This window comes from Paenibacillus sp. RC73 (assembly GCF_044908085.1).
In the GTDB taxonomy this organism is placed as follows: domain Bacteria; phylum Bacillota; class Bacilli; order Paenibacillales; family Paenibacillaceae; genus Paenibacillus; species Paenibacillus terrae_A.
In genome coordinates this window covers 65,903-88,457 of the sequence record NZ_JBIYCV010000015.1, presented here as the reverse complement: position 1 = coordinate 88,457, position 22,555 = coordinate 65,903, and the positions used below count along the sequence as shown (strand labels likewise).

At 47.9% G+C, this 22,555-nt stretch carries 23 protein-coding genes and 1 riboswitch; of the genes, 21 read left to right on the top strand and 2 right to left on the bottom strand.

Annotated elements, in window-relative coordinates; genetic code table 11:
* Positions 1–55: 55 nt before the first annotated feature.
* The 4 genes from ABH897_RS24880 (at position 56) to rsmI (ending at position 2,981) form a co-directional block, all read left to right on the top strand.
* Positions 56–856: a PSP1 domain-containing protein gene (locus tag ABH897_RS24880; RefSeq protein WP_014279023.1), complete on the top strand. Its 801-nt coding sequence runs from the start codon at positions 56–58 to the stop codon at positions 854–856.
* Between the two features lie 27 nt (positions 857–883).
* A complete protein-coding gene (gene yabA, locus ABH897_RS24875; RefSeq protein WP_014279024.1) occupies positions 884–1,258 on the top strand; it encodes a DNA replication initiation control protein YabA in 375 nt (124 codons plus the stop codon).
* 89 nt (positions 1,259–1,347) lie between these two features.
* The gene (locus tag ABH897_RS24870) at positions 1,348–2,103 is read left to right on the top strand and encodes a tRNA1(Val) (adenine(37)-N6)-methyltransferase (RefSeq protein WP_283654042.1); all 756 of its coding nucleotides are present in this window, start codon (positions 1,348–1,350) and stop codon (positions 2,101–2,103) included.
* Positions 2,100–2,981 (top strand): 16S rRNA (cytidine(1402)-2'-O)-methyltransferase, encoded by an 882-nt coding sequence (gene rsmI / locus ABH897_RS24865; protein WP_283654043.1) that lies wholly within the window; start codon positions 2,100–2,102, stop codon positions 2,979–2,981. The genes ABH897_RS24870 and rsmI overlap by 4 nt, the downstream gene beginning before the upstream one ends.
* 124 nt (positions 2,982–3,105) lie before the next feature.
* Here rsmI and ABH897_RS24860 read toward each other — a convergent pair whose 3' ends face one another.
* Complete coding sequence (locus tag ABH897_RS24860) at positions 3,106–3,360, bottom strand: AbrB/MazE/SpoVT family DNA-binding domain-containing protein (protein ID WP_007428005.1); 255 nt, start codon at positions 3,358–3,360, stop codon at positions 3,106–3,108.
* A gap of 330 nt (positions 3,361–3,690) precedes the next feature.
* Between ABH897_RS24860 and ABH897_RS24855 the strand changes: the two genes are divergently transcribed.
* From ABH897_RS24855 to ABH897_RS24795, 13 genes are all read left to right on the top strand, one after another.
* On the top strand, positions 3,691–4,974 hold the full coding sequence (locus tag ABH897_RS24855) for an HD domain-containing protein (RefSeq protein ID WP_283654044.1): 1,284 nt from the start codon (positions 3,691–3,693) through the stop codon (positions 4,972–4,974).
* Between the two features lie 41 nt (positions 4,975–5,015).
* A complete protein-coding gene (locus tag ABH897_RS24850) occupies positions 5,016–5,786 on the top strand; it encodes a TatD family hydrolase (protein ID WP_283654045.1) in 771 nt (256 codons plus the stop codon).
* A gap of 201 nt (positions 5,787–5,987) precedes the next feature.
* Positions 5,988–6,268, top strand: a riboswitch (cyclic di-AMP (ydaO/yuaA leader).
* A gap of 269 nt (positions 6,269–6,537) precedes the next feature.
* Positions 6,538–7,686 carry a resuscitation-promoting factor gene (locus tag ABH897_RS24845; RefSeq protein WP_283654046.1) on the top strand — a complete coding sequence of 383 codons (1,149 nt, stop codon included), beginning with the start codon at positions 6,538–6,540 and terminating at the stop codon, positions 7,684–7,686.
* Positions 7,687–7,832: 146 nt separating this feature from the next.
* Entirely contained in the window at positions 7,833–8,378 is a 546-nt protein-coding gene (gene rnmV / locus ABH897_RS24840) for a ribonuclease M5 (protein WP_283654047.1), read from the top strand.
* Between the two features lie 7 nt (positions 8,379–8,385).
* Positions 8,386–9,270: a 16S rRNA (adenine(1518)-N(6)/adenine(1519)-N(6))-dimethyltransferase RsmA gene (gene rsmA, locus ABH897_RS24835; protein ID WP_404592848.1), complete on the top strand. Its 885-nt coding sequence runs from the start codon at positions 8,386–8,388 to the stop codon at positions 9,268–9,270.
* A 148-nt stretch (positions 9,271–9,418) separates the two neighbouring features.
* Entirely contained in the window at positions 9,419–10,315 is an 897-nt protein-coding gene (gene yabG, locus ABH897_RS24830) for a sporulation peptidase YabG (RefSeq protein ID WP_283656357.1), read from the top strand.
* 201 nt (positions 10,316–10,516) lie between these two features.
* On the top strand, positions 10,517–10,795 hold the full coding sequence (veg, locus tag ABH897_RS24825) for a biofilm formation stimulator Veg (RefSeq protein ID WP_044646031.1): 279 nt from the start codon (positions 10,517–10,519) through the stop codon (positions 10,793–10,795).
* A 164-nt stretch (positions 10,796–10,959) separates the two neighbouring features.
* The gene (locus ABH897_RS24820) at positions 10,960–11,139 is read left to right on the top strand and encodes a small, acid-soluble spore protein, alpha/beta type (RefSeq protein ID WP_283654048.1); all 180 of its coding nucleotides are present in this window, start codon (positions 10,960–10,962) and stop codon (positions 11,137–11,139) included.
* A gap of 156 nt (positions 11,140–11,295) precedes the next feature.
* The gene (gene ispE, locus ABH897_RS24815) at positions 11,296–12,150 is read left to right on the top strand and encodes a 4-(cytidine 5'-diphospho)-2-C-methyl-D-erythritol kinase (protein WP_283654049.1); all 855 of its coding nucleotides are present in this window, start codon (positions 11,296–11,298) and stop codon (positions 12,148–12,150) included.
* A 185-nt stretch (positions 12,151–12,335) separates the two neighbouring features.
* Positions 12,336–13,175, top strand: a complete 840-nt coding sequence (purR, locus tag ABH897_RS24810) for a pur operon repressor (protein ID WP_283654050.1) — start codon at positions 12,336–12,338, stop codon at positions 13,173–13,175.
* 163 nt (positions 13,176–13,338) lie between these two features.
* On the top strand, positions 13,339–13,626 hold the full coding sequence (gene spoVG, locus ABH897_RS24805; RefSeq protein WP_007428016.1) for a septation regulator SpoVG: 288 nt from the start codon (positions 13,339–13,341) through the stop codon (positions 13,624–13,626).
* A 344-nt stretch (positions 13,627–13,970) separates the two neighbouring features.
* Positions 13,971–15,368: a bifunctional UDP-N-acetylglucosamine diphosphorylase/glucosamine-1-phosphate N-acetyltransferase GlmU gene (gene glmU, locus ABH897_RS24800; protein WP_283654051.1), complete on the top strand. Its 1,398-nt coding sequence runs from the start codon at positions 13,971–13,973 to the stop codon at positions 15,366–15,368.
* Between the two features lie 59 nt (positions 15,369–15,427).
* Complete coding sequence (locus tag ABH897_RS24795) at positions 15,428–16,381, top strand: ribose-phosphate diphosphokinase (RefSeq protein ID WP_014279037.1); 954 nt, start codon at positions 15,428–15,430, stop codon at positions 16,379–16,381.
* 68 nt (positions 16,382–16,449) lie between these two features.
* On the opposite strand, the gene ABH897_RS24790 is transcribed toward ABH897_RS24795, so the two are convergent.
* Positions 16,450–16,650, bottom strand: a complete 201-nt coding sequence (locus ABH897_RS24790) for a hypothetical protein (protein WP_283654052.1) — start codon at positions 16,648–16,650, stop codon at positions 16,450–16,452.
* A 75-nt stretch (positions 16,651–16,725) separates the two neighbouring features.
* Here ABH897_RS24790 and pth point away from each other — a divergent pair, with 75 nt between their 5' ends.
* The 4 genes from pth to ABH897_RS24770 all read left to right on the top strand — a co-directional run bounded on the left by pth (position 16,726) and on the right by ABH897_RS24770 (position 22,440).
* Positions 16,726–17,286, top strand: a complete 561-nt coding sequence (gene pth / locus ABH897_RS24785; RefSeq protein WP_283654053.1) for an aminoacyl-tRNA hydrolase — start codon at positions 16,726–16,728, stop codon at positions 17,284–17,286.
* 87 nt (positions 17,287–17,373) lie between these two features.
* Positions 17,374–17,604: an anti-sigma-F factor Fin gene (fin, locus tag ABH897_RS24780; protein WP_025682476.1), complete on the top strand. Its 231-nt coding sequence runs from the start codon at positions 17,374–17,376 to the stop codon at positions 17,602–17,604.
* Positions 17,605–17,810: 206 nt separating this feature from the next.
* Positions 17,811–21,338 carry a transcription-repair coupling factor gene (gene mfd / locus ABH897_RS24775; RefSeq protein WP_283654054.1) on the top strand — a complete coding sequence of 1,176 codons (3,528 nt, stop codon included), beginning with the start codon at positions 17,811–17,813 and terminating at the stop codon, positions 21,336–21,338.
* On the top strand, positions 21,322–22,440 hold the full coding sequence (locus tag ABH897_RS24770) for a peptidylprolyl isomerase (RefSeq protein WP_283654055.1): 1,119 nt from the start codon (positions 21,322–21,324) through the stop codon (positions 22,438–22,440). The genes mfd and ABH897_RS24770 overlap by 17 nt, the downstream gene beginning before the upstream one ends.
* Positions 22,441–22,555: the final 115 nt, after the last annotated feature.

Below are 22,555 nucleotides of genomic sequence, written 5' to 3'. Positions count from 1 at the left end.
ATTCGTAACATGTCGGCTTCAAATGAGGTTTAGTGGCATACAAGGGGGTTAATTTTTGTATAGTGTAGTGGGTGTCCGTTTCAAGAAGGCGGGCAAGACTTATTATTTTGATCCGCTGGACCTTCCGGTGGAGAAAGAAAACTGCGTTATTGTAGAAACCGCACGCGGTATTGAATATGGCAAGGTTGTGGTGGGCAAAAAAGAAGTAAATGATTCGGACGTTGTCCTGCCCTTAAAGAAAGTCATCCGTATTGCCGGAGATGATGACGCTCTTGTTGTAGAAGAGAATAAACTGGCGGCCAAGGATGCATTCGGTACGTGTTTAAATAAAATCAAAGACCATGGCCTAAAAATGAAGCTGGTAGACGTGGAATTTACATTTGACCGCAATAAGATCATTTTTTATTTTACGGCAGAGGGCCGCGTGGATTTTCGGGAGCTTGTAAAGGATTTAGCCAGTATTTTTCGTACACGGATTGAGCTGCGGCAGATCGGAGTACGGGATGAGGCTAAAATGCTGGGCGGGATCGGTCCTTGCGGACGTATTCTGTGTTGCTCTTCGTGGCTGGGAGATTTTGAACCGGTATCCATTAAGATGGCGAAGGATCAGAGCTTGTCGCTGAATCCGACGAAGATTTCCGGGTTGTGTGGAAGATTGATGTGCTGTCTCAAGTTCGAACATGATAACTACGAGAGCATGAAGGAAGAATTGCCGCAGGTTGGCAAGATGGTCGTCACCTCTCTCGGAGAAGGCAAAGTCGTAGGCGTAAATGCTGGACATCGCACAGTACATGTTCAACTATTTGAGATTAGCAAGGTCAAGGAACTTCCAATGGACGATGTAGTCGTCAAGTAAACCATTAGGTTGCTTCGGGGTGGAAACTTGGATAAATTAAATGTTTTTGCGCGTATTCACGAAATGGAAACCCAAATGGGACAGTTGCATAGCGATCTGGGTGAATTGAAACTGGCAGTAAAAGAGCTGCTGGAGGAAAATCAACGACTAACGATTGAAAACGAACAGGTGCGCAAGATGCTCAAACGTGAAACCTCCAGAGAAGAAAAGACGGCAAAAAGGCCGAAGCTTTCTCCTCCGATCGTCATTAAGGATGAAGAGGAAACGGGTGAGGTTGTGGGCGAAGGCCACGACAATCTGGCAAGGCTGTATCATGAAGGATTTCATATATGCAACGTGTATTACGGACATTTGCGAACGGAAGGCGATTGCCTTTTCTGTCTATCATTTTTGAATAAATAAAAACAAGCCGTAGGAGCAAGGTGCCTACGGCTTTTTTGTAAGGAAGTATGGATTCAGAACGATTTGGGGTAAAAAGATGGGAGAGCGCTATGTACGAAAATGAACAGAAGTCTGAACGAATTGACGATCTATTGTCACATAATCTGCGTATTATCCAAAGTGATGAGGTGTTCAGCTTCTCCATGGATGCGGTTTTGCTAGCACGGTTTGCTGGTATTCCACAGCGTGGAAAGATTTTGGATCTATGTACAGGTAATGGGGTTGTTCCCCTGCTGCTAACGACACGAACCAAAGCAGCTATCGAAGGAATTGAAATTCAACCGCGTTTAGCAGATATGGCTAGACGCAGCGTCAGCCTGAATGGACTGGAGGCAGCGATTCAGATTCGGGAAGGCGATCTACGTGAGTTGGTTCAAATCACGGGACATGGTGTATATGATGCAATTACGGTAAATCCCCCCTATATGCCGCTAAACGGTAGCGATATTAAGCTAAACCCTCATCAGGCGATTGCACGTCATGAGGTGCATTGTACGCTGGAAGAGGTCATTCAGGCGTGTACCCGGCTTGTCCGTAATGGTGGTAAAGTGTCCATGGTTCATCGTCCGCAGCGGCTGGGTGAGATTATAACACTGATGCGTGCCAACAGACTGGAGCCAAAACGGATTCGATTTGTCCACCCACGGGCTCATATGGAGGCGAATATGGTGCTCATCGAGGCGCTATGTGATGGTAAGCCGGAGGTTCGTCTGTTGCCGCCGCTCATTGTATATCAGGAGAATGGGAATTATACTCAGGAAATAAGGGATATCTATGGAGAAGTAAGCAAGGGGGATTTACAGTGAAGGCAGCGGTGCAAAAAAGTTTTATAACCGGCGGAGAAGAACGGGGCAAGCTGTATCTCGTTGCGACACCGATTGGTAATCTGGACGATATGACCTTTAGGGCGATTAACACCTTAAAATCGTGCAGTATTATAGCAGCAGAGGATACGCGGCAGACGCGCAAACTGCTCACACATTTTGATATCACGCCGGAAATGCTATTCAGCTATCATGAACATAATAAAGCTGCCAGTGGGCCTGAGCTGATACGTTATATAATAGAAGGAAAAAATTTGGCACTGGTTAGCGATGCAGGTCTGCCGGCCATTTCGGACCCGGGTTCGGATCTGGTCAAGCTGGCGCTGGAAGCGGAAATTAGCGTTATTCCCATCCCTGGGGCAAACGCAGCATTGTCAGCTTTGATTGCCTCCGGACTGGGTACCGAAAGATTTACATTTGCCGGATTCCCTCCACGGGAGAAAAAGGATCTCGAGAGGCTGCTACAGTCATTTCAGGTATCACATGGCACGATCCTGTTTTATGAATCCCCTCACCGTATTGTGCGGACGTTGACGGTATTGAAGGAAACACTGGGGGAACGCAGAGTGGTGCTTGCACGTGAGTTGACCAAGCTGCATGAGGAATGGATACGAGGAACGGCGGAGCAATGCCTTGCCAGACTGGAGGAGCATCCACCGCTTGGTGAATATTGTCTGGTAGTTGAAGGGAAAAACGAAGCAGAAGAGGAAGAGGAGCGACAGGCATGGTGGCAGTCCTTATCTTTGGAGGCCCACGTTGCGCATTATGAGACTGAAGGGCTGACACGCAAGGACGCTATGAAGCGTACAGCTACTGATCGCTCCATTTCCAAACGGGATGTATATAACGCTCTTTTATGAAAACTTCCATAAACAAAAAAGGGCCTTCCGACGGTTGGGTTCAAACCGTGGAAGGCAACAAGGAGTATATATGAAAAAGGTTAGAATTAACAATCTCTTATAAGTCTATTATATACTAAAAATCTTAGTTTGTCACAGGTGTTGGAATTTCTGAGATGCAATCTTGGCAAACAATTTTTCCTTTGAAGTAAATTACGTTCTCGGCATTACCGCAGAAGATACAAGCAGGCTCGTATTTTTTGAGCATAATGCGTTCGCCATCAACATAAATTTCCAAAGCGTCTTTTTCGCCAATACCCAATGTGCGGCGCAATTCGATTGGAATAACAACACGTCCGAGCTCGTCAACTTTTCTTACAATACCAGTGGATTTCATCATAATAAATCAGGCTCCTCTCGCCTTTAAAATAATATAAGTGTCATGATTCGACAAAATATTCTCTTTTCTGATATTTACTATACCAACGATTCCCAAAACAGTCAACCTTAAATATTTGCTAACAGGTTAATTATGCAAAAGTATTTAGAATAAAGAGCATGATGCGTGTGTATTACCTTATTTTATTGATGATTTTAGCCATTTGTCGATTTGGAAATGTCGAAAAGCTATAATTCGACATATTACGACAAGCGATGTCGAATGAAGGAGATCGTTTAGGATTTTATTGTATCTTAATCCATTATTCAGAATATTAAAGGAGCTGATATCTTGCACCAGCCACTCAGTGAAGAAAAAGTTTTTAAGGACCCGGTACATAACTATATCCATGTTCAGGATACAGTGATATGGCGTTTGATCAATACTCCAGAGTTCCAACGCTTGCGCCGCATTCGGCAGTTGGGTACATCTTATCTTACTTTTCATGGAGCGGAGCATAGCCGTTTTTCGCATTCGCTAGGTGTGTACGAGATTACACGGCGTATTATTTCCCAATTTGAACGCGGCGAATTTTCGGATTGGCCGAAGGAAGAAGGTTTAGTCGCGCTGTGTGCGGCTTTGTTGCACGATGTGGGGCATGGCCCGTTTTCCCATTCTATAGAAGAAGCCTTTCATATGAACCACGAGGATTGGACATGCCGGATTGTATTGGGGAATACGGAGATTAACGCTGTGCTGAGGCAAGTCGATGAGGAGCTTCCGGCGAAGGTGGCTGCGGTCATTGCCAAAACGTATGACAAGCCAATTCTCGTTAACCTGATCACAAGCCCATTGGATGCGGACCGTATGGATTATTTGCTGCGGGATGCCCACTCGACGGGGGTCAATTATGGCACCATTGATCTGGATCGTATTTTACGGCTGCTGCGTCCTCATAATGGAAGAATTGTTGTGAAGGAGTCAGGTATGCATGCGGTAGAGGATTATCTGATGTCACGCTATCAGATGTATTGGCAAATTTATTTTCATCCTGTAACGCGCAGCTCGGAAATTTTATTGCGTAAGATTTTCAAGCGGGCGAAGGAGCTGTTTAGAAACGGATATGAGTTTAGTTTTCTGCTGGAACCGTTGCCGGATCTCTTTCGGGGGGAGCTTACGGTGGAACAATATTTGATGCTCGACGAGTCTTTGATTCAGACAGTATTCAGTCAGTGGAAACAGGAAAAGGACGAGATTTTAAGTGATTTGAGCGCCCGTTTTATGGATCGCAAGCTGTATAAATATGTAGAGATTGAAAATATGGATACAGATACCATTGACGACATTCGGACAGCGCTGAAGCAGGTTGGTTTGCATCCCGAATATGATCTGGAAATTGATTTTCCGACGGATCTTCCTTATGATGTGTTTCGGCAGGGTGGCTCGACGGACAACCAGATTTTACTGCTTGGACGTAAAGGAGAAGTGAGAGAAATTTCCGAAGTATCGGAAATTGTGCGCTCCATTAGCGGTATTCACCGGGGTAAATATCACATGTACTATCCCCAAAACAAATTGGATGGGGTAAAGGACAAGCTTCCTGCCGAAATAAGGAATTATTTTGTCAAACAATAGACAAATGTATGCCAATAAAAGTAAATAAGGGGACATGAATTTTGAATTTATTTGACACTCATACCCATCTGGATGCGCCGCAATTTGACGAAGATCGGGAAGAAGTTATAGCACGTGCTGTCGAAGCGGGAGTAACCCGCATGATTAATATCGGATTTAATCGTGAGACGATTCCATCCACGATGAAATTAGCTGAGACGTATGATTTTATTTATGCGGCGATTGGATGGCACCCACAGGATGCGATTACGATGCAGGAGGGAGATATGGAATGGATTGTATCGTTATGCAGTCATAAGAAAGTCGTGGCGATCGGGGAGATTGGTCTGGATTATTATTGGGACACATCACCGAAGGATGTACAGCATCGGGTGCTACGCAACCAGATTGGACTGGCTCGTGAGCTGAACATGCCAATTGTCATCCATAACCGGGATGCGCATGAAGATATTGTTAAGATTTTGCGTGAAGAAAAAGCGAGTGAGGTTGGCGGAGTCATGCATTCCTTTTCCGGAAGCTGGGAGACGGCTAAAATGGTGCTGGATATGGGCTTTCACCTCTCTTTTGGCGGGCCAATAACGTTCAAAAATGCCAAGCAGCCAAAGGAGGTACTCGCACAGGTGCCGCTGGACCGTCTGCTCATTGAAACGGACGCTCCCTACCTAACGCCTCATCCGTTCCGCGGGAAGCGAAATGAGTCCGCACACGTGGGACTGGTCGCAGAGGCGGCTGCCCAAATCAAGGGAATTACGGTGGAGGAATTAGTGTCAATAACGACCCAAAATGCCTTGGAACGATTTGACATTAAGTGAAAAAGTGAAGAAATCGATCAAAATAAAGAGATAGACGAAGCTAATCATGAATTTGTTGCAGGAAACTCAAGAATATTACAATATTTTAACCGAATATTTTGAAAAATGTACTTGAAACCTGCTTTACAACATGCATAGAAACAGGATATCATCTTTTCAGTGAATTGTTGTTTGAGTGTAAACATCAACAGCTCATTTCATGAACCAGTCTCGCTGAGTCCCTTTTACAGGGAACGGGGGAACCGATATGGCTTACAGTACGTCCGGCGTATGGCAAGAAGGGAGCGTCTCTTCCGCCAGCCGGCTCGACCGAAATCCTTTCCCGGATGGGATTGAACAGGTGGAGGGGCCGTATTTCGATTTCTTTCTGGGTCTTCGGGGTGAATGTGAAGGCGACCGCCATGAGCGGTTGACCCAAGCTAGGGCGTCTCTCTACGTCCGAACCCGACAGCTAACCCCGTAAGCGTAACAAGAGAGAAGCCATCTCGTGCATGATTTTTCCGCATATTCGCACATGCCGGAAGCCACGAAAGAGCTCTCTAGTCTCTTTCTCTGGCTTTTTTTGTTGTGAATAAAAGAAAATCTGTCATCATACTGTGATTAAACAGGGGAGGACAGCATGCCGCGAAGACGGGTACATGGTGCAGGACAGTCGCATTACGGGCTTGTCTTGTAGAAAATCTGTTATAGTCACGTCAATCTCAACTATGTCTTACTCCAGACGGCGGGCTATGTAAGGAGGACGGAGGAAATGGGCATTTTCCAAAAAGAGGAGACCCATGAGTCACGCTCATCCAGCATGTCTTACGTATTGCGTTGGAAGCAAGAAAATGTGCGCCAGGCTGCTTTGGTTGCTATTTTTCTAATCGCACTAACGATTATGATTTCAATTCTGGTGTACACTGAATCTAAAAAACAGGTTTTTTTTGTCATCGATGGTAAGGCATCTGCGGTAGAAACCCGACAATCCCAGCTCCAAGATTTGCTCAAAGAGCATTCTATTTCACTTCAGCCGCATGATACGGTTTCGATGCCGCTGAACGGAGCAGTACAGGATGGGGATCGCGTAGTCATCAAACGTGCCAATCAGGTCAAAGTATCCTTAGCCAATGAGACGAAAAAATTGTACACAACAGAAAATACAGTAGAGGGTGCCATTCGCACCTCGGGCTATAAATTATCGTCAAATGATAAAGTTTATCCTGCTCTGGATGCTTCTGTTTCGTCTAACATGGACATAAAAATCATCCGTGTGAAGAAACAGCAGGTCGAACAGAAGCAACAGGTACCTTATCAGGTCATCAAAACGGCCGATCCAAGTCTCTATAAAGGCGATAATCGGGTCATCCAAAGCGGTAAAACGGGTGTTGTGGTCCAGCATGTTCAAAAGGTATACCATGACGGAAAATTGGTATCCAAGCAGCTGGTAAACAAGGAAGTCGCGCAGAATCGTGTGGATAAGGTGATTGCGGTAGGAACGAAGAAAAAGCCGGTCGTTCTGGCTGCTTCCGTCGGTCCTGAAGATGCCGTTAAGGCAACACGGGTTAGTTCGGACAATGCTGTCCGTAAAGCAGGTGTGAATTTTAAATATAACAAAGTATTACAAAACGTCTCCATGACGGCGTATTCGTCACAGGAGCCAGGTATCGGTACACGTACCGCATCCGGCACGCGTGTCACGGAAGGACGCACCATCGCTGTCGATCCGAGTGTGATTCCAATCGGCTGGTGGGTGTATATTGAAGGGGTGGGCTTCCGCCGTGCGGAGGATACCGGTGGCGCAATTAAAGGCCACAAAATCGATGTGTATTATGAGAGTTTGAGTCAAGCCAATCAGTTTGGTCGGAAGCACGGTAAAACCGTATATGTGATTGGACCAGTGAAGCCTGAAATGAACTAAAAACGTGTTGTATATGTTTAGGGCAATGCGATAGTATTAACATCATAGTTATGCATGCTAAGAAGAGGATACCCTCTTCTTATTTTGTTTTCAAAAGCTGGGAAAGATGAATATAGCTGACTGTGTAGCAGTGGAGGGAAACGCAAATGATCAAGGAAGTGATCGTGGTAGAGGGTCGGGATGATACGGTGGCTATTCGCCGTGCTGTCGAAGCGGATACGATAGAAACGGGGGGCTCCGCCATTAATAAAATGACGCTGCGCAAAATTGCGCTGGCGCAGGAGCGGCGGGGTGTCATTATTTTGACCGATCCCGATCATGCAGGGGAGCGTATCCGCAAAATTATTGCCTCCAAGGTGCCCGGCTGCAAGCAGGCCTTTATACCAGAGGCAGAAGCGACGCGCAAAGGGGATATTGGCGTGGAGAATGCCTCGCCTGAAGCGATCAGACATGCTCTCGCACGGGTGCATACGACGGTGGAAGGGGCCGATCCGCTAATTGATTGGGCGGACCTGATTGACGCCGGACTTATCACCCACCCGAATGCTGCTGCACGACGTATGACTTTGGGTAATGTGCTGGGCATTGGTTACTGTAACGGTAAGCAGCTACATAAACGGCTCGCTGTGTTCCAGATCAGCCGTGAGGAATTTGCCGGTGCGCTGGCACAAATTGAAAGTGAAGGATTGTGATATCCGTATGACAGGGATTCAAGATATAGCAACACCACGGCGCACGAAGGAAATTATTCAGCGGCACGGGTTTTCGTTCAAAAAGAGTTTGGGACAAAATTTTCTGATTGATCAAAATATTCTGAACAAGATCGTGAATGCTGCGGGATTGGACGAAACGAAGGGCGCACTTGAGATCGGTCCGGGGATTGGCGCTTTGACTGAGAAGCTGGCGCAAACGGCCAAGGTAGTTACTGCTGTGGAAATTGACCAGCGGCTCCTGCCTATTCTCGAAGAGGTGCTGGCCCCTTATGAGCATGTGAAGGTACGCCATGGGGATGTGCTAAAGCTGGATTTGCGAGAGGTGTTCGCTTCCGATTTTGCCGGGGTTAGTAAAGTGAGCGTCGTCGCTAATCTGCCGTACTACGTCACTACACCGATTCTGATGAGGCTGCTGGAGGACAAGCTCCCTCTGGAGAATATCGTCGTCATGATCCAAAAGGAAGTGGCTGAGCGTATGGCTGCGTCTCCTGGGACGAAAGATTACGGCAGTTTGAGTATTGCAGTGCAATATTACAGCGAACCCGAATTGGTCTGCATCGTACCGAATACGGTATTTATTCCCCAGCCGAATGTAGAATCGACGGTCATCCGTTTGCGTGTGCGGGAAGTGCCTCCGGTAGAGGTGGTGGACGAGCAGCATTTCTTCGAAGTCGTACATGCTTCATTTGCCCAACGTCGCAAGACCATTTCGAATAACCTGAAAAGCCGCTTCTTTACCAAAGAGAACAGGGACACGCTGGAGCCGCTGTTGCTTCAGGCAGGCATAGAGCCTTCCCGTCGGGGCGAGACGCTGAGTATCGAGGAATTTGCGCGTCTGAGCGCTGTGTTGCTGGAAGCCGGGATTTCCTGATCTGACGCAAGAGCTATCGCTTAGCAGCAGTCGGAGAGTCTCTGGTTGCGCTTTGCACGGTTGTGGCTGGTTTGTATTAGCTCCTGAGCATGATAAGGAACCAAACTGTGCATTCACCCATACGATATGGGAGGGGTGATACAGTGTGATGATTTTAGGAGACTTGGTCGTTCGAAAATCGTATGGCGGAGATGTCACGTTTCGCGTTGAGGACATCCAGCGGGATAAAGCGATCATTAAAGGGACGGAATTTCGGCTGCTTGCCGATTCCCCTGTGAACGATCTGGTCAAGGTGCCTGCAGACCAGATTAGCGGGAAGACACGGCAGGCCCATATTAAGGCGGATGAGTCTCTCAATCTGTTGCAGCAGGCACGGCAGAAGCAAGCAGCCCGCAGTCAGGCGGCTTTGATCGGGGAGTGGAGTGATCCGGTGGAGTCGACGTATTTTGAAATGCCCGGCAAGGTACTTCATCTGGATGGGGACCCCGGCTATTTGAAAAAATGTCTCAGCTTATATGAGCAGCTTCGCGTTCCTGCAGAGGGACATCATGTTCACGAATCAGCTATGGCCGACACGTTGTATCGGCTGCTTCCCCGTATTCGCCCGGATATCGTAGTCATTACCGGACATGACGGGGTATTGAAGCAGCCGCAGCCTTATGATTTATATAGCCTGAAAAGCTATAAAAATTCGCAAAATTTTGTGGCGGCGATCCAGGTAGCGAGACAATATGAACGTCATCTGGATTCATTGACGATTGTGGCGGGAGCGTGTCAGTCCCATTTTGAAGCGCTGCTGCGTGCAGGAGCGAACTTTGCCAGCTCACCAGGGCGTATCCTGATTCACGCGCTGGACCCGGTATATGTGGCTGCCAAGGCTGCCTTTACGTCGATCCGTGATACAGTCAACATGGGCGACTTGTTTCATCAGACGATCAGTGGCAGCCGTGGAGTGGGTGGTATCGAAACCCGGGGAAGCTATCGTATCGGTCTGCCGAAGCTGGAAAATTTGTCGACTCTTAAAGTAACGCCTTCTGCAATCTAAGGTTTGAACCTGTTAAATAGGATTTATCTGGATAAAAAGCCTCTGGGCACAGGGGCTTTTTGGCATTTTTATACGCATTATTCCTGTTCGCAAAAAATTAAATTGACAACTTATTTTTCGGGTTGATATAATATTTAGCTTGATTTGACATTGTCTCTAAAATTCGTTATAATGGACAAGGAAAGAGGTGGTCGTTAGGCAATGGCTAAAAATACGCTGTTGGAAATCAAACGCAGTCTCGACGCACATGTAGGGCAAAAAATTTTGCTGCGGGCTAACGGCGGACGCCGTAAGACCGTCGAACGAACTGGTGTCTTGGAAGAAACGTACCCTTCTGTTTTTATCGTCAAGCTGGATCAGGAGCAACAAACGTTCAAACGTGTCTCCTACAGCTATGCTGACATTCTTACCGAGTCGGTGGAAGTTACCGTCTATGATCCCGACTCCCATACAAGTGTCGAATGTTTTGACACACCTTAATTGATTTTATGTAATCTATACCGGCTTTGCAGGTTTAACGGCGGCTTCGTCATTCCAAATGACGGGGCCGTTTTGTATATATGGGGCAGGATGAAGCATCGCGTCTTTGCGCATACTAAGGCGGGAATGATCTTCCTTATTCCACTGCCGAAGGAGGCGTATGCATGAGTCGGAGAAGACGAGGTGTCATGTCGGAAGAGCTTAAGTATGAGCTGGCTAAGGATCTTGGATTTTACGATACGGTCAAGGAAGAGGGCTGGGGAGGCATTAAAGCCAAGGATGCGGGCAATATGGTGAAGCGGGCCATTCAGCTTGCAGAGCAGGCAGCTTCCCGCAAATCGTAGCCATCGTTAGTGCTTCGGTAGTACTGATGAAAAAGCGGGGATCTCCGGTTTTATACCGGGTGGTCTCCGCTTTTTTGAACCTCATGACTTGACACGCTGAGTCTGATATAATATGTTAAGCTGTCTTGAGGGAAAAGTTGAAGGTGGGTGAACGCCTTGAAAATATACGAAAAAGCACCGGCAAAAATTAATTTAATGCTTGATGTATTACGCAAACGGGATGACGGATATCACGAGGTTGAAATGATTATGACCATGGTCGATTTGTCTGATCGTTTGACCATGTCCGAGCTACCACGTGATACCATTATCATTTCAAGCCAAGCCGGGTACATACCGCTAGATGAGAAAAATCTGGCTTTTCAGGCCGCGCGTCTGATTAAGGAACGTTATGATGTCTCTACGGGCGTGCATATCCATTTGGACAAGCATATCCCGGTAGCTGCAGGGTTAGCAGGCGGAAGCAGTGATGCCGCGGCAGCGCTGCGTGGGCTAAACAAGCTGTGGAAGCTTGGCATTTCGGATGCTGAATTAAGAGTACTGGGCGCTGAGCTTGGTTCTGATGTGCCCTTCTGTATTACAGGTGGTACGGCTTTAGCGAGTGGACGCGGGGAATTGCTTAGGCCACTTCCGAATCCACCCCAATGCTGGGTAATTCTCGCGAAGCCGCCGATTAATGTATCGACGGCTGAAGTGTACGGACGCGTTAAAGCGGATCAGATCACGCATCACCCGTCTGCCCGGCAGATGGAGCAAGCGATCCGCAACGCTTCTTTTACCGATGTATGTAATGCGCTCGGGAATGTACTGGAGGATGTCACACTTAAGCTGTACCCGGAGGTGGAGCATCTTAAAAACTCTATGATTCGATTAGGAGCGGATGGGGTGCTGATGTCAGGTAGTGGTCCTACGGTGTTCGGGCTGGTGTCGAAGGAAGTCAAAGTACCGCGCATTTATAACGGACTCAGAGGATTCTGCAAGGATGTGTACGCAGTACGACTTCTGACCTGATTATGGTTATTTATTTCTAATTTTAGTGGTATTTGTTGTACAAATACGTACGAAGATGATATATTTACTATTAAATATTCGGATTTTACTATATCACTTGCATTCCGCCAGCAGCCGGCCAGTCCGCCGGTGCTTTTACTGTACGAAGCGGGCGGCAGGAGAAGAATAGATCGCGAGGAATTGTTGTGAAAAAACTTAAAAGAAGCTCACGATTGGTGGAAATGACACAATTTTTGCTGTCACGGCCGCATACCCTGGTGCCTCTTACGCATTTTGCGGATCGTTATGGGGCGGCTAAATCGTCCATAAGCGAAGACCTGGCTATTATCAAGGAAGTATTTGAGGATGAAGGCATTGGTGAGCTTCTGACGTTGGCGGGAGCGGCAGGAGGCGTCAAGCTGATTCCAAGACTGTCCAAGCAGCATGCACTCACATTTGCGAATGACCTGTGTGCACAGCTGGAGCAGCCGGATCGCATCTTACCCGGAGGATATCTGTATCTGTCGGATCTGCTGGGTCAACCGGCGATGATGAATGAGGCTGGTAAAATATTCGCTACTGCATTTGCCAACAGACAGATCGATGTAGTCATGACGGTAGAGACCAAAGGGATTCCGCTTGCCTATGCAACCGGGGCACAGCTGAACTTGCCCGTTGTCCTCGTACGGCGTGATCATCAGGTAACGGAGGGCTCGGCAGTGAGTATTAATTACGTCTCAGGGTCACAAAAGAGCCTGCATACGATGTCATTGTCCAGACGGGCGATGCGCGAGAAAGCGCGTGTACTCATCGTGGATGATTTTATGAAGGCAGGTGGCACGATTCAGGGGATGGTTGACTTGCTGGCTGAGTTTGATGCTGAGGTAGCCGGAGTAGGTGTGCTGGTAGAATCGGGCGAGGTGGAGAATGGAGAACGCTTGCTGCACGATTATATTTCACTGGCGAATCTGACCGCGGTCGATTCTCGAAGCAAGCAAATTACAGTCAAGCTGGGGAATTATTTTGATGAATCTACAGGTCAGTAAAATGTCACATTTCATCAAAAAATACCTAAATATGTCGAAAAGAAATCTTTTCAAAAAAATTACCTGAATTTAGGATACGTTTTGTCCAAAAAAAGAAGGAATTCGAAATGCTGTGTGGAATGTATACACCAAGTCCTATTTGGAAAAAGGTGGTGAAACACACATGCAGATTACGGATGTTAGACTCCGCCGAGTGAACTCAGAAGGAAGAATGAAGGCGATTGCATCCATTACGATTGATAACGAGTTTGTAGTTCATGACATCCGGGTTATCGATGGTAATAACGGGATGTTCGTGGCTATGCCTAGCAAACGCACCCCGGACGGAGAGTTTCGCGATATCGCTCATCCTATATCTTCAGGGACCCGGGAGAAGATCCAGGCTGCTGTACTAACTGAGTACGAACGCGCAGCGGTGGATGAAGAAGTAGCTATTGAAGAAGGCGCTTAATTCGCCTAAAGCAAGATTGGGGTACAAAAGAAAAAGAGGGCCACAAACTGTGGCTCTCTTTTCTTTTTGTCTGGAATGAGATATATTCTTTAATGAGTTAACAGTCAGTTTTAAGGCAACTTGGAGCCATCCGGGCTGCCGAAGCGACTTTTTCATAAGACAGGGATCAAGCAGCAATGCATCCCGGGGATGAATGTCCAGCACAAGCTGGCCTGAAAAAATAGCCATTAACTAAAGGTTCGCCGTTATTTTTCAGGAGGATGTGAAAAGGTAAGAAAAATCTGATCTGGAAATTAACGTTTTAGCCAAAGGGAAATTGTTATTTTCAGGATAGGAGGTTGGACTTGTTGGAAAGGTTGGCAGTCATTCTTGCCGCAGGGCAGGGAAAACGTATGAGATCCAAATTATATAAAGTTCTGCATCCGGTATGCGGGAAACCGATGGTCGGTCATGTACTCGACACGGTTCGTGACATTGGAGTGTCCCGCAGTGTGGTGATTGTGGGTCACGGTGCGGAAGCGGTACAGTCTTATTTGGGACCGTCGGCAGAATATGCGCTTCAGGCTGAGCAGTTGGGAACGGGGCATGCTGTCAAGCAGGCCAAAGACTTGCTCGGTCAGGAGAACGGTACGACCATTGTCATCTGTGGAGACACCCCCTTGATTACAGCGGAAACACTGGAGGGCTTGGTGCAGCTACATGAGAGTCGGGGAGCGGCCGCAACAATTCTGACCGCTGAGCTGGACGACCCTAAGGGATACGGCCGGGTCATCCGTGATGCTGCGGGAGCAGTGCTCAAGATCGTGGAGCAGAAGGATTGCTCACCTGAGGAAGACGCTGTTCGGGAAATCAACACGGGAACGTACTGCTTTGATAATGCCAAGCTGTTCGCAGCGTTGGACAAAGTAACCAACACCAATGCACAGCAGGAATACTACCTGACAGATGTCATTGGTATTTTGCATGGCGAAGGCGAGAAGGTTGAGGCATATTTAACAGATGATGTGTCGGAATCCATCGGTGTGAATGACAGGGTCGCTTTATCAGTGGCTGAGGGATACATGCGAGAACGCATTGTGCGCAAGCATATGCTGAACGGTGTGACCATCATTGATCCGTCCTCTACCTACATCGAGAGCGAGGTTGTCATTGGCTCCGATACAGTGCTGTATCCAAACACATGGCTGCGAGGTCAAACACAAATCGGTGAAGATTGTGTGATTGGTCCGCAGACTGAGATTCAGGATACCCTTATTCATTCGGGCGCAACGGTGAAACATTCGGTGTTGAACGAAGCTGAGGTGGGCAGCAGTACATCTGTGGGTCCGTTTGCCTATCTGCGTCCGGGTGCGAAGCTGGGCGAGCATGTGAAGATTGGTGATTTTGTTGAGGTGAAAAATGCGACCATTGGTGATCATTCCAAGGTGTCCCATTTGAGCTATGTCGGTGATGCCAAGGTAGGTACAAACGTTAATATCGGTTGTGGGGCAATAACGGTTAATTATGATGGGTATAATAAATCTATTACAGAAATTGAAGATGATGCCTTTATTGGCAGTAATGTGAATCTGATCGCCCCGATTAAGATCGGAAAAGGTGCTTATGTCGTAGCAGGCTCCACCGTAACACATGCTGTCCCTGATAACGATCTGGCCATTGCCAGACCGCGTCAAGAGAACAAAGCCGGATATGCGGATAAAATCCGCGCGCGTGCCAAAGCGAAGAAGAAAAGATCGGAATAACCTTAATCAGCAAGCTGTTGGATCTGTAATGAATGAATCAGCACGGAGGGTTTCTATAAATGACTTATTGCGATTCCAAACTCAAAATATTTACTTGTAACTCCAATCCGAAGTTGGCCCACCAGATTGCGGACTACATCGGAATTCCAATGGGGGAATCCCATACCACATCGTTTAGTGACGGTGAAATTCAAATCAAACTGTCTGAAAGCGTGCGCGGTTGCCACGTATACATTGTGCAGTCGACTTGTCTGCCGGTTAACGACAACTTGATGGAGTTACTGGTTATGATTGATGCACTCAAGCGGGCTTCCGCCAAAAGCATTAATGTCGTTATGCCATATTACGGCTATGCCCGTCAGGATCGGAAAGCACGTTCACGTGATCCGATCACGGCGAAGCTTGTCGCTAACCTGATTGAAAAAGCGGGTGCTCACCGCGTAATCAGTATGGATTTGCATGCGATGCAAATTCAGGGATTCTTTGATATTCCGGTGGATCATATGTTCGGCGCGCCAATTCTGGCCCAGTATTTCCGTTCGAAGCAGATTGAAAACCCGGTTGTCGTCTCCCCTGACCACGGCGGTGTTGTGCGTGCGCGGAAGTTAGCGGATTTCCTGAATGCCCCGCTGGCCATTATCGACAAACGTCGTCCTGAGCCGAATGTTAGTGAAGTAATGAACATCATCGGAAATATTGAGGGTAAAACCGCTATTCTGATTGATGACATTATTGATACAGCGGGAACCATCGTGCTGGGCGCGAATGCGCTCAAGGAAGGCGGCGTAACGGACGTGTATGCGTGCTGTACGCATGCCGTGCTCTCCGGGCCTGCTATGGAAAGACTGGAGAATTCACCGTTAAAAGAGGTGGTCGTGACGGATACCATTCCGATCGTTCACCCCAATCCGACAAGCAAGCTGAAGGTATTATCTGTGGCTCCATTAATGGGAGAAGCCATTATCCGTGTGCATGAGGAATTGTCAATCAGCAAACTGTTTGAAATCGAATAAGCGCTGGCTCATTAAAAAAGGGGTTGCCTTTTCCAACTGGAAAAGGTAACCCCTATCAGCATGTCAGGCTAAAAGCCCGGTCTGGATATAAATGTGAAGCGCTGACGATTGTATAGCGTGTCCTCCATTTCGACAAAATGCTCGTTAAAACGCACAATGATGCCAATCTGGATATGTACATTCCCGTCATAGACTTGGACAGGAACCGAATGTTTTAAATGATATAGAAAATGGCTGTCATATAAGAGGATATCACCCTGATTGAGCATACCAGCACGCACCTTCCTGTTCAGTATAACTATTTTACCAAAAAATCAAGACTTCGAAAGAGGGTGTCACGGTTTATGAAGTGGATTGTAGGATTGGGCAACCCCGGTCCCCAATACGAAAAAACGAGACATAATGTTGGATTTATGGCGCTGGATGCTCTGGCCGCCCGTCATAACATCCAGATTAACCAAAGCAAATGCAAGGCATTGATTGGAGAAGGACATATTGGCGGAGTAAAAACCGTGCTGATCAAGCCGATGACCTATATGAATCTCTCAGGCGAGTCTCTGCGTGCTTATATGGACTATTACAAAGCGAATATAGATGATTTGGTCGTAGTTTATGATGATCTGGATACAGAGGTCGGAAAAATAAGACTCCGGTATCAAGGCAGTGCAGGTGGTCATAACGGGATCAAGTCGATTATCCAGCATACGGGCACACAATCCTTTAATCGGGTTCGTATGGGCATTTCCCGCCCTGAGCCTGGCTACGCCATCGTGGACTATGTTCTGGGAACCTTTCCGAAGAAGGAGAAGGAATTGCTGGCTGGAATGATAGAGGACACGTGTGATGCTTTGGAATACAGCTTGGGTCATCCTTTTGAACGGACCATGGCTGAATTCAATAAGTAAGGTCCGTAGCAGGCAGGATGGGCTTAAATGGAAGTTTGTTGGACATACTGAAAGGTATAGAAAACTTTCAGGAGGCATATACATTACATGATTGTGAATTATGTATGCAGACATTGTCGAACTTTCTTGGGACGGATTGATTCCGCAGCAATAACCGAAGAAAGGTTGGGCTTCCATTCCTTGACCCCTGCCGAACGTAGAGATATAATAGCGTATAATTCGGGCGGTGAAGTGACCGTCAAAGTCATTTGCGAGCATTGCAACCAGGCGCTGGAAAATAATCCGGAGCTAAGCCTGCTCGTAAATCCGCTCCAATAACAGGTATTCAACTGGTCTCATGTACCAGCTTGAGAGGTGAGGCGGTAATCCCGCTTATGGAGCCTTGGCAGCCTTGCTGAGGCTTCTTTTTCAGTTTGCTGCTCTCTCCCAGAGTAAGCATGTAATACCTGTTGCTATTCAGTTACATGCCGTTATTGTGAATAAATTTACATGCAACTATTTATAAGCATAAAGGGGTGCCTTTTTTGTTACAAGCACTTATTCAGGCTTTTACCAAGGATGCTGATTATGCATCCATTGCAGCAGGTATTTCATCAGGCATGAAGGAACAGCTCATATCTGGTTTATCGGGCTCTTCCCGACAGGTACTGATGGCCGCGCTTGCCGAAGATACCGGACGACCGATTCTGGTCATGACGCACAACATGTTTGCCGCTCAAAAAATAGCAGATGATTTGCAGGAAGCGCTTCCTCCAGAACGGGTTTTGTTGTACCCCTCGAATGAGCTGGTAGCTGCTGAGGCCGCCATATCCAGCCCGGAGACGCTATCCCAACGAATTGAAGTATTGATACGATGCGCCCAGGGTTTTCGTGGGATTGTTGTCGTGCCGTTTTCTGGTGTCCGGCGTTTGCTGCCGCTTCCAGAGACATGGCGTGAAGCCCGAATCGAGCTGAAAGAAGGCGAAACGATCCAACTGGAGCCGTTTTTGCTGCATATGGTCGAGATGGGGTACCAGCGGGTGGAGCGTGTAGAATCACGTGGAGAGATGAGTGTCCGTGGCGGGATTATCGATTTTTATCCGATGACAACCCGTTGGGGCTACCGCGTGGAGCTGTTCGATGATGAAATTGACTCCATCCGTATGTTCGACCCGCAAGATCAGCGTTCGGTGGAAAAGGTGCAGGAAGTTACCGTAACGCCGTGCAAGGAAGTCATAGCGGATAACGCTCGTATGGATCAGGCGGCAGATGCCGCAGCGATTCTGTTGGAGGAGCAGCTCGGCAAAATGACAGACCGTCAGGCCAAGCTGCATCTGAAAGAAGAGATTCACCGCGAAATTGAGCTGCTGCGTGAGCATGTGTATTTTGACGAAATCTATAAATATATCTCGCTGTTGTATCCCGAACGCAAAACCTTGGCAGATTACATGCCGGAAGACACCATTCTGATTATTGATGAACCGGCGCGGATGCTGGAAACAGCCAAGCAGCTCGAACGGGATGAGTCCGAATGGAATCTGCATTTGCTTCAAAACGGTAAAACGTTACCGCAGCTGGAGCTGTCGGATAACGTGGACAATCTGCTATATAACCGGAGATTCCAGACGTTGTTCCTGTCGATCTTTCTCCGTCAGGTTCCGCATACGCAGCCGCAAAATATTTTGAATTTCATCTGCCGGGGCATGCAGGATTTCCACGGTCAAATGAATGTGCTCAAGGCAGAAATGGATCGCTGGCGCAAGGCGGGCACGCAGGTTATGATGCTGGCGAGTGGAGACGAGCGGCTGGATCGGATGCGTCGGGTGCTTCAGGATTACGGTATTGATGAACCAACGATGGCTATTGGCAATTTGCAAAGCGGTTTTGAGATGCCATCTATTCATTTGGCAGTGATTACTGAGGGCGAAATGTTCTCGCAAAAGCAACGCAAAGCACGCAAGCAGGGCCGCCATGTGGACAACGCAGAACGGATTAAGAGCTATAGCGAGCTGAAGGTGGGCGACTATGTTGTACACCAGAATCACGGGATCGGGAAGTACATGGGAATCGGCACGCTGGAGGTTGGCGGTATCCATAAGGATTACATGCACATTCTCTATGCGGGCGGCGATAAGCTGTCTGTACCGATTGAGCAGATTGACCTGATTCAGAAGTATGTCGGCTCAGAGGACAAGGAACCTAAGATTTACAAGCTGGGCGGAAATGAATGGACACGGGTGAAGAGCAAGGTTCGCAGCTCCGTTCAGGACATTGCTGATGATTTGATCAAGCTGTATGCAGAACGGCAGTCAGCGCCGGGTTTTGCCTTTGAAAAGGATTCACCGGAACAGCAGGAATTTGAGGATATGTTCCCGTATGAAGAGACACGTGACCAGATTCGGGCAATTGAAGAGATCAAGAAGGACATGGAGCAGAGCCGTCCGATGGATCGTTTGCTGTGTGGTGATGTGGGCTACGGCAAGACAGAGGTTGCCATTCGCGCTGCGTTTAAGTCGGCTATTGAGGGCAAGCAGGTGGCCGTGTTAGTACCGACGACGATTTTGGCACAGCAGCATTATGAGACGTTCCGTGAGCGCTTTTCCGGGTATCCGTTCAACATTCAGGTGTTGAGCCGTTTCCGTTCGCGCAAGGAGCAGAATGAGACGATTAAAGGGGTTCGTCAGGGGACGGTCGATATTGTCATTGGCACCCATCGCTTGCTGTCGCAGGATCTGGTGTTTAAGGATCTGGGGATGCTCATTGTCGATGAGGAGCAGCGGTTTGGCGTAACGCACAAGGAAAAGCTGAAAAAGCTGAAAACGAATGTGGACGTGCTGACGTTAACGGCTACGCCTATCCCGCGTACGCTACATATGTCTATGCTCGGGGTTCGCGATTTGTCGGTCATTGAGACACCGCCGGAAAACCGTTTTCCGGTGCAGACTTATGTTGTCGAGCACAGCCAAACGTTGGTGCGTGAGGCGATTGAACGCGAGATGGCACGCGGAGGACAGGTGTACTACCTGTATAATCGCGTACAGGGTATTCAGGAAATGGCTGCCGAGATCAATGCGCTTGTGCCGGATGCCAAGGTGGGCGTGGGTCACGGTCAGATGTCCGAATCCGAGCTGGAGAAGACTATTTTGGACTTTCTGGACGGTGAATACGATGTACTGGTCAGTACCAGCATTATTGAGACCGGGGTGGATATTCCGAATGTGAATACACTCATTGTGCATGATGCCGATAAAATGGGGCTGTCCCAGCTTTATCAGCTGCGTGGGCGTGTAGGCCGTTCCAACCGGATTGCCTATGCTTATTTTACGTACCAGCGGGATAAGGTGCTGACGGAAGTGGCAGAGAAGCGTCTTCAGTCGATCAAGGAGTTTACGGAGCTGGGCTCCGGGTTCAAGATCGCGATGCGCGATTTGTCGATTCGTGGAGCGGGGAATCTGCTTGGTGCAGAGCAGCACGGATTCATTGCATCCGTCGGTTTTGATCTTTACTCGCAAATGCTGGCTGAGGAAATTAATAAGCGCAAGGTTAGCGTGCTTGGAGAAGAGGATCTGTCGAATCGAAATTGGAGTACGTCCATTGATTTGGGCGTGGATGCTTACCTGCCAGGAGATTATATTTACGACAGTATTCAGAAGATTGAGATTTATAAAAAGGTTGCAGCAGTCAGCACGTTTGACGAGGCAATGGAGCTGGAGGATGAGCTGGTTGACCGCTTTGGTGATTTGCCGGAGGCTGTGCGTCATTTGTTGGCTGTAGCCCGTCTCAAGGTATACGGACGCATGTATGGCATTGAGTCCATTGTCCAGCGGGATGACAACATCGTGTTGAAATTCCACGAAGGGCGCCAGCAGGCGGTACAGACCGCCAAACTTGCGGAGATTGGCAATCGCTTTGAAAGACGTGTACAATTTGAACAGGGCACTCCTATGAGCGCACGCATCAAGGGCAAAGGTCTGGATGATCCACAGATACTAGAGCTGCTGGAGCAATTTTTGAGTGCACTAAAAGATGCATTCACATTGAAGGAGGAACTGCAAAATGTCACAACCAAATAAAAGAAAACCTTGGAGAATGCTATCGGTGGCCATTGCCGCGGTGCTGGCTATATCGGTGCTGGCAGCATGTACGAAGCAAGCCGAGGAGAGTAAGGTCAAGGACCAACCGAAGGACAGCAGTAAGGTTGTCGTGACCTACACTGGCGGAACCATTACGGAAAATGAGTTTAACCAGGAAATCAGTATGATGAAATTCCTGTATCCGGAATATGGAGCGATGCTTGCTTCGGATCAGGTGCGGGAGCAAATTGCCAAGCAAGAAGTGGTGTACAAGCTTCTGGCTGAAAAAGCAGACGATAAGTCCAAGGAACAGGGCGCCAAAGAAGGAACCGAACAACTGGAGCAGTATAAGAAGTCGGTCGGAGATGCTAAATTCAAGACATTTTTAAGTGATCAAAAGCTGACTGAGCAGGGTGTGAAGGATTACTTTACCCGTGTGATGACGGTGATCAACAGTGAGACGAACAAAGTGACGGACGATCAGCTGAAACAGGAATTTGAGAAAAACAAAGATCAATTCACGACAGCAACCGTGCGTCATGTACTGATTAATTTCCAGGATCCAAAAACGAAAAAAGAACGCAAAAAAGAAGATGCTCTCAAACTGGCCAAAGAAGTGAAGGCGAAGCTGGATGGCGGGGCTGATTTTGCGACGATTGCCAAGAAATACTCAGAAGATCCGGGTTCGGCTTCCAATGGCGGTTTGTATGAGAATGCATCCGTAGCTCAATGGGTGCCTGCATTCAAAGAAGCAGCTGAGAAGCAGCCGATCAATAAAATCGGAGATCCGGTGGAAACAGAATACGGATATCACATCATCAAGGTGGAATCCCGCAATGAGCCTACGTTTGATAAATTGAAGGACAACGAGAAGGCTGCGCTGAAAAACAAGCTGGCTGGTGAAAGTATTCAAAACTTTACCGAGAAGGATTTGGCCAATCTTGATTTGAAAATTAATCTGCCGAAGGTACCTGCCACGCAAGAGAAAAGCGGCACCACACCGGGCGCTGGAAGCACAACTACGCCTGAGGGCACTACAAATGGCACCACTGATACCAAAGCAGGAACAGCCAAGGACGGAGCTACAACCGAAGGTAAATAACTGAACATGCATAAGGAATTGGGAACAGATGAATACTATGGTCAGATATCACCATAAACACCATGACCGTGACGTTCTTCGTGACCGCTTCCGGGGGAGCGGAAGCGTCTTTCGA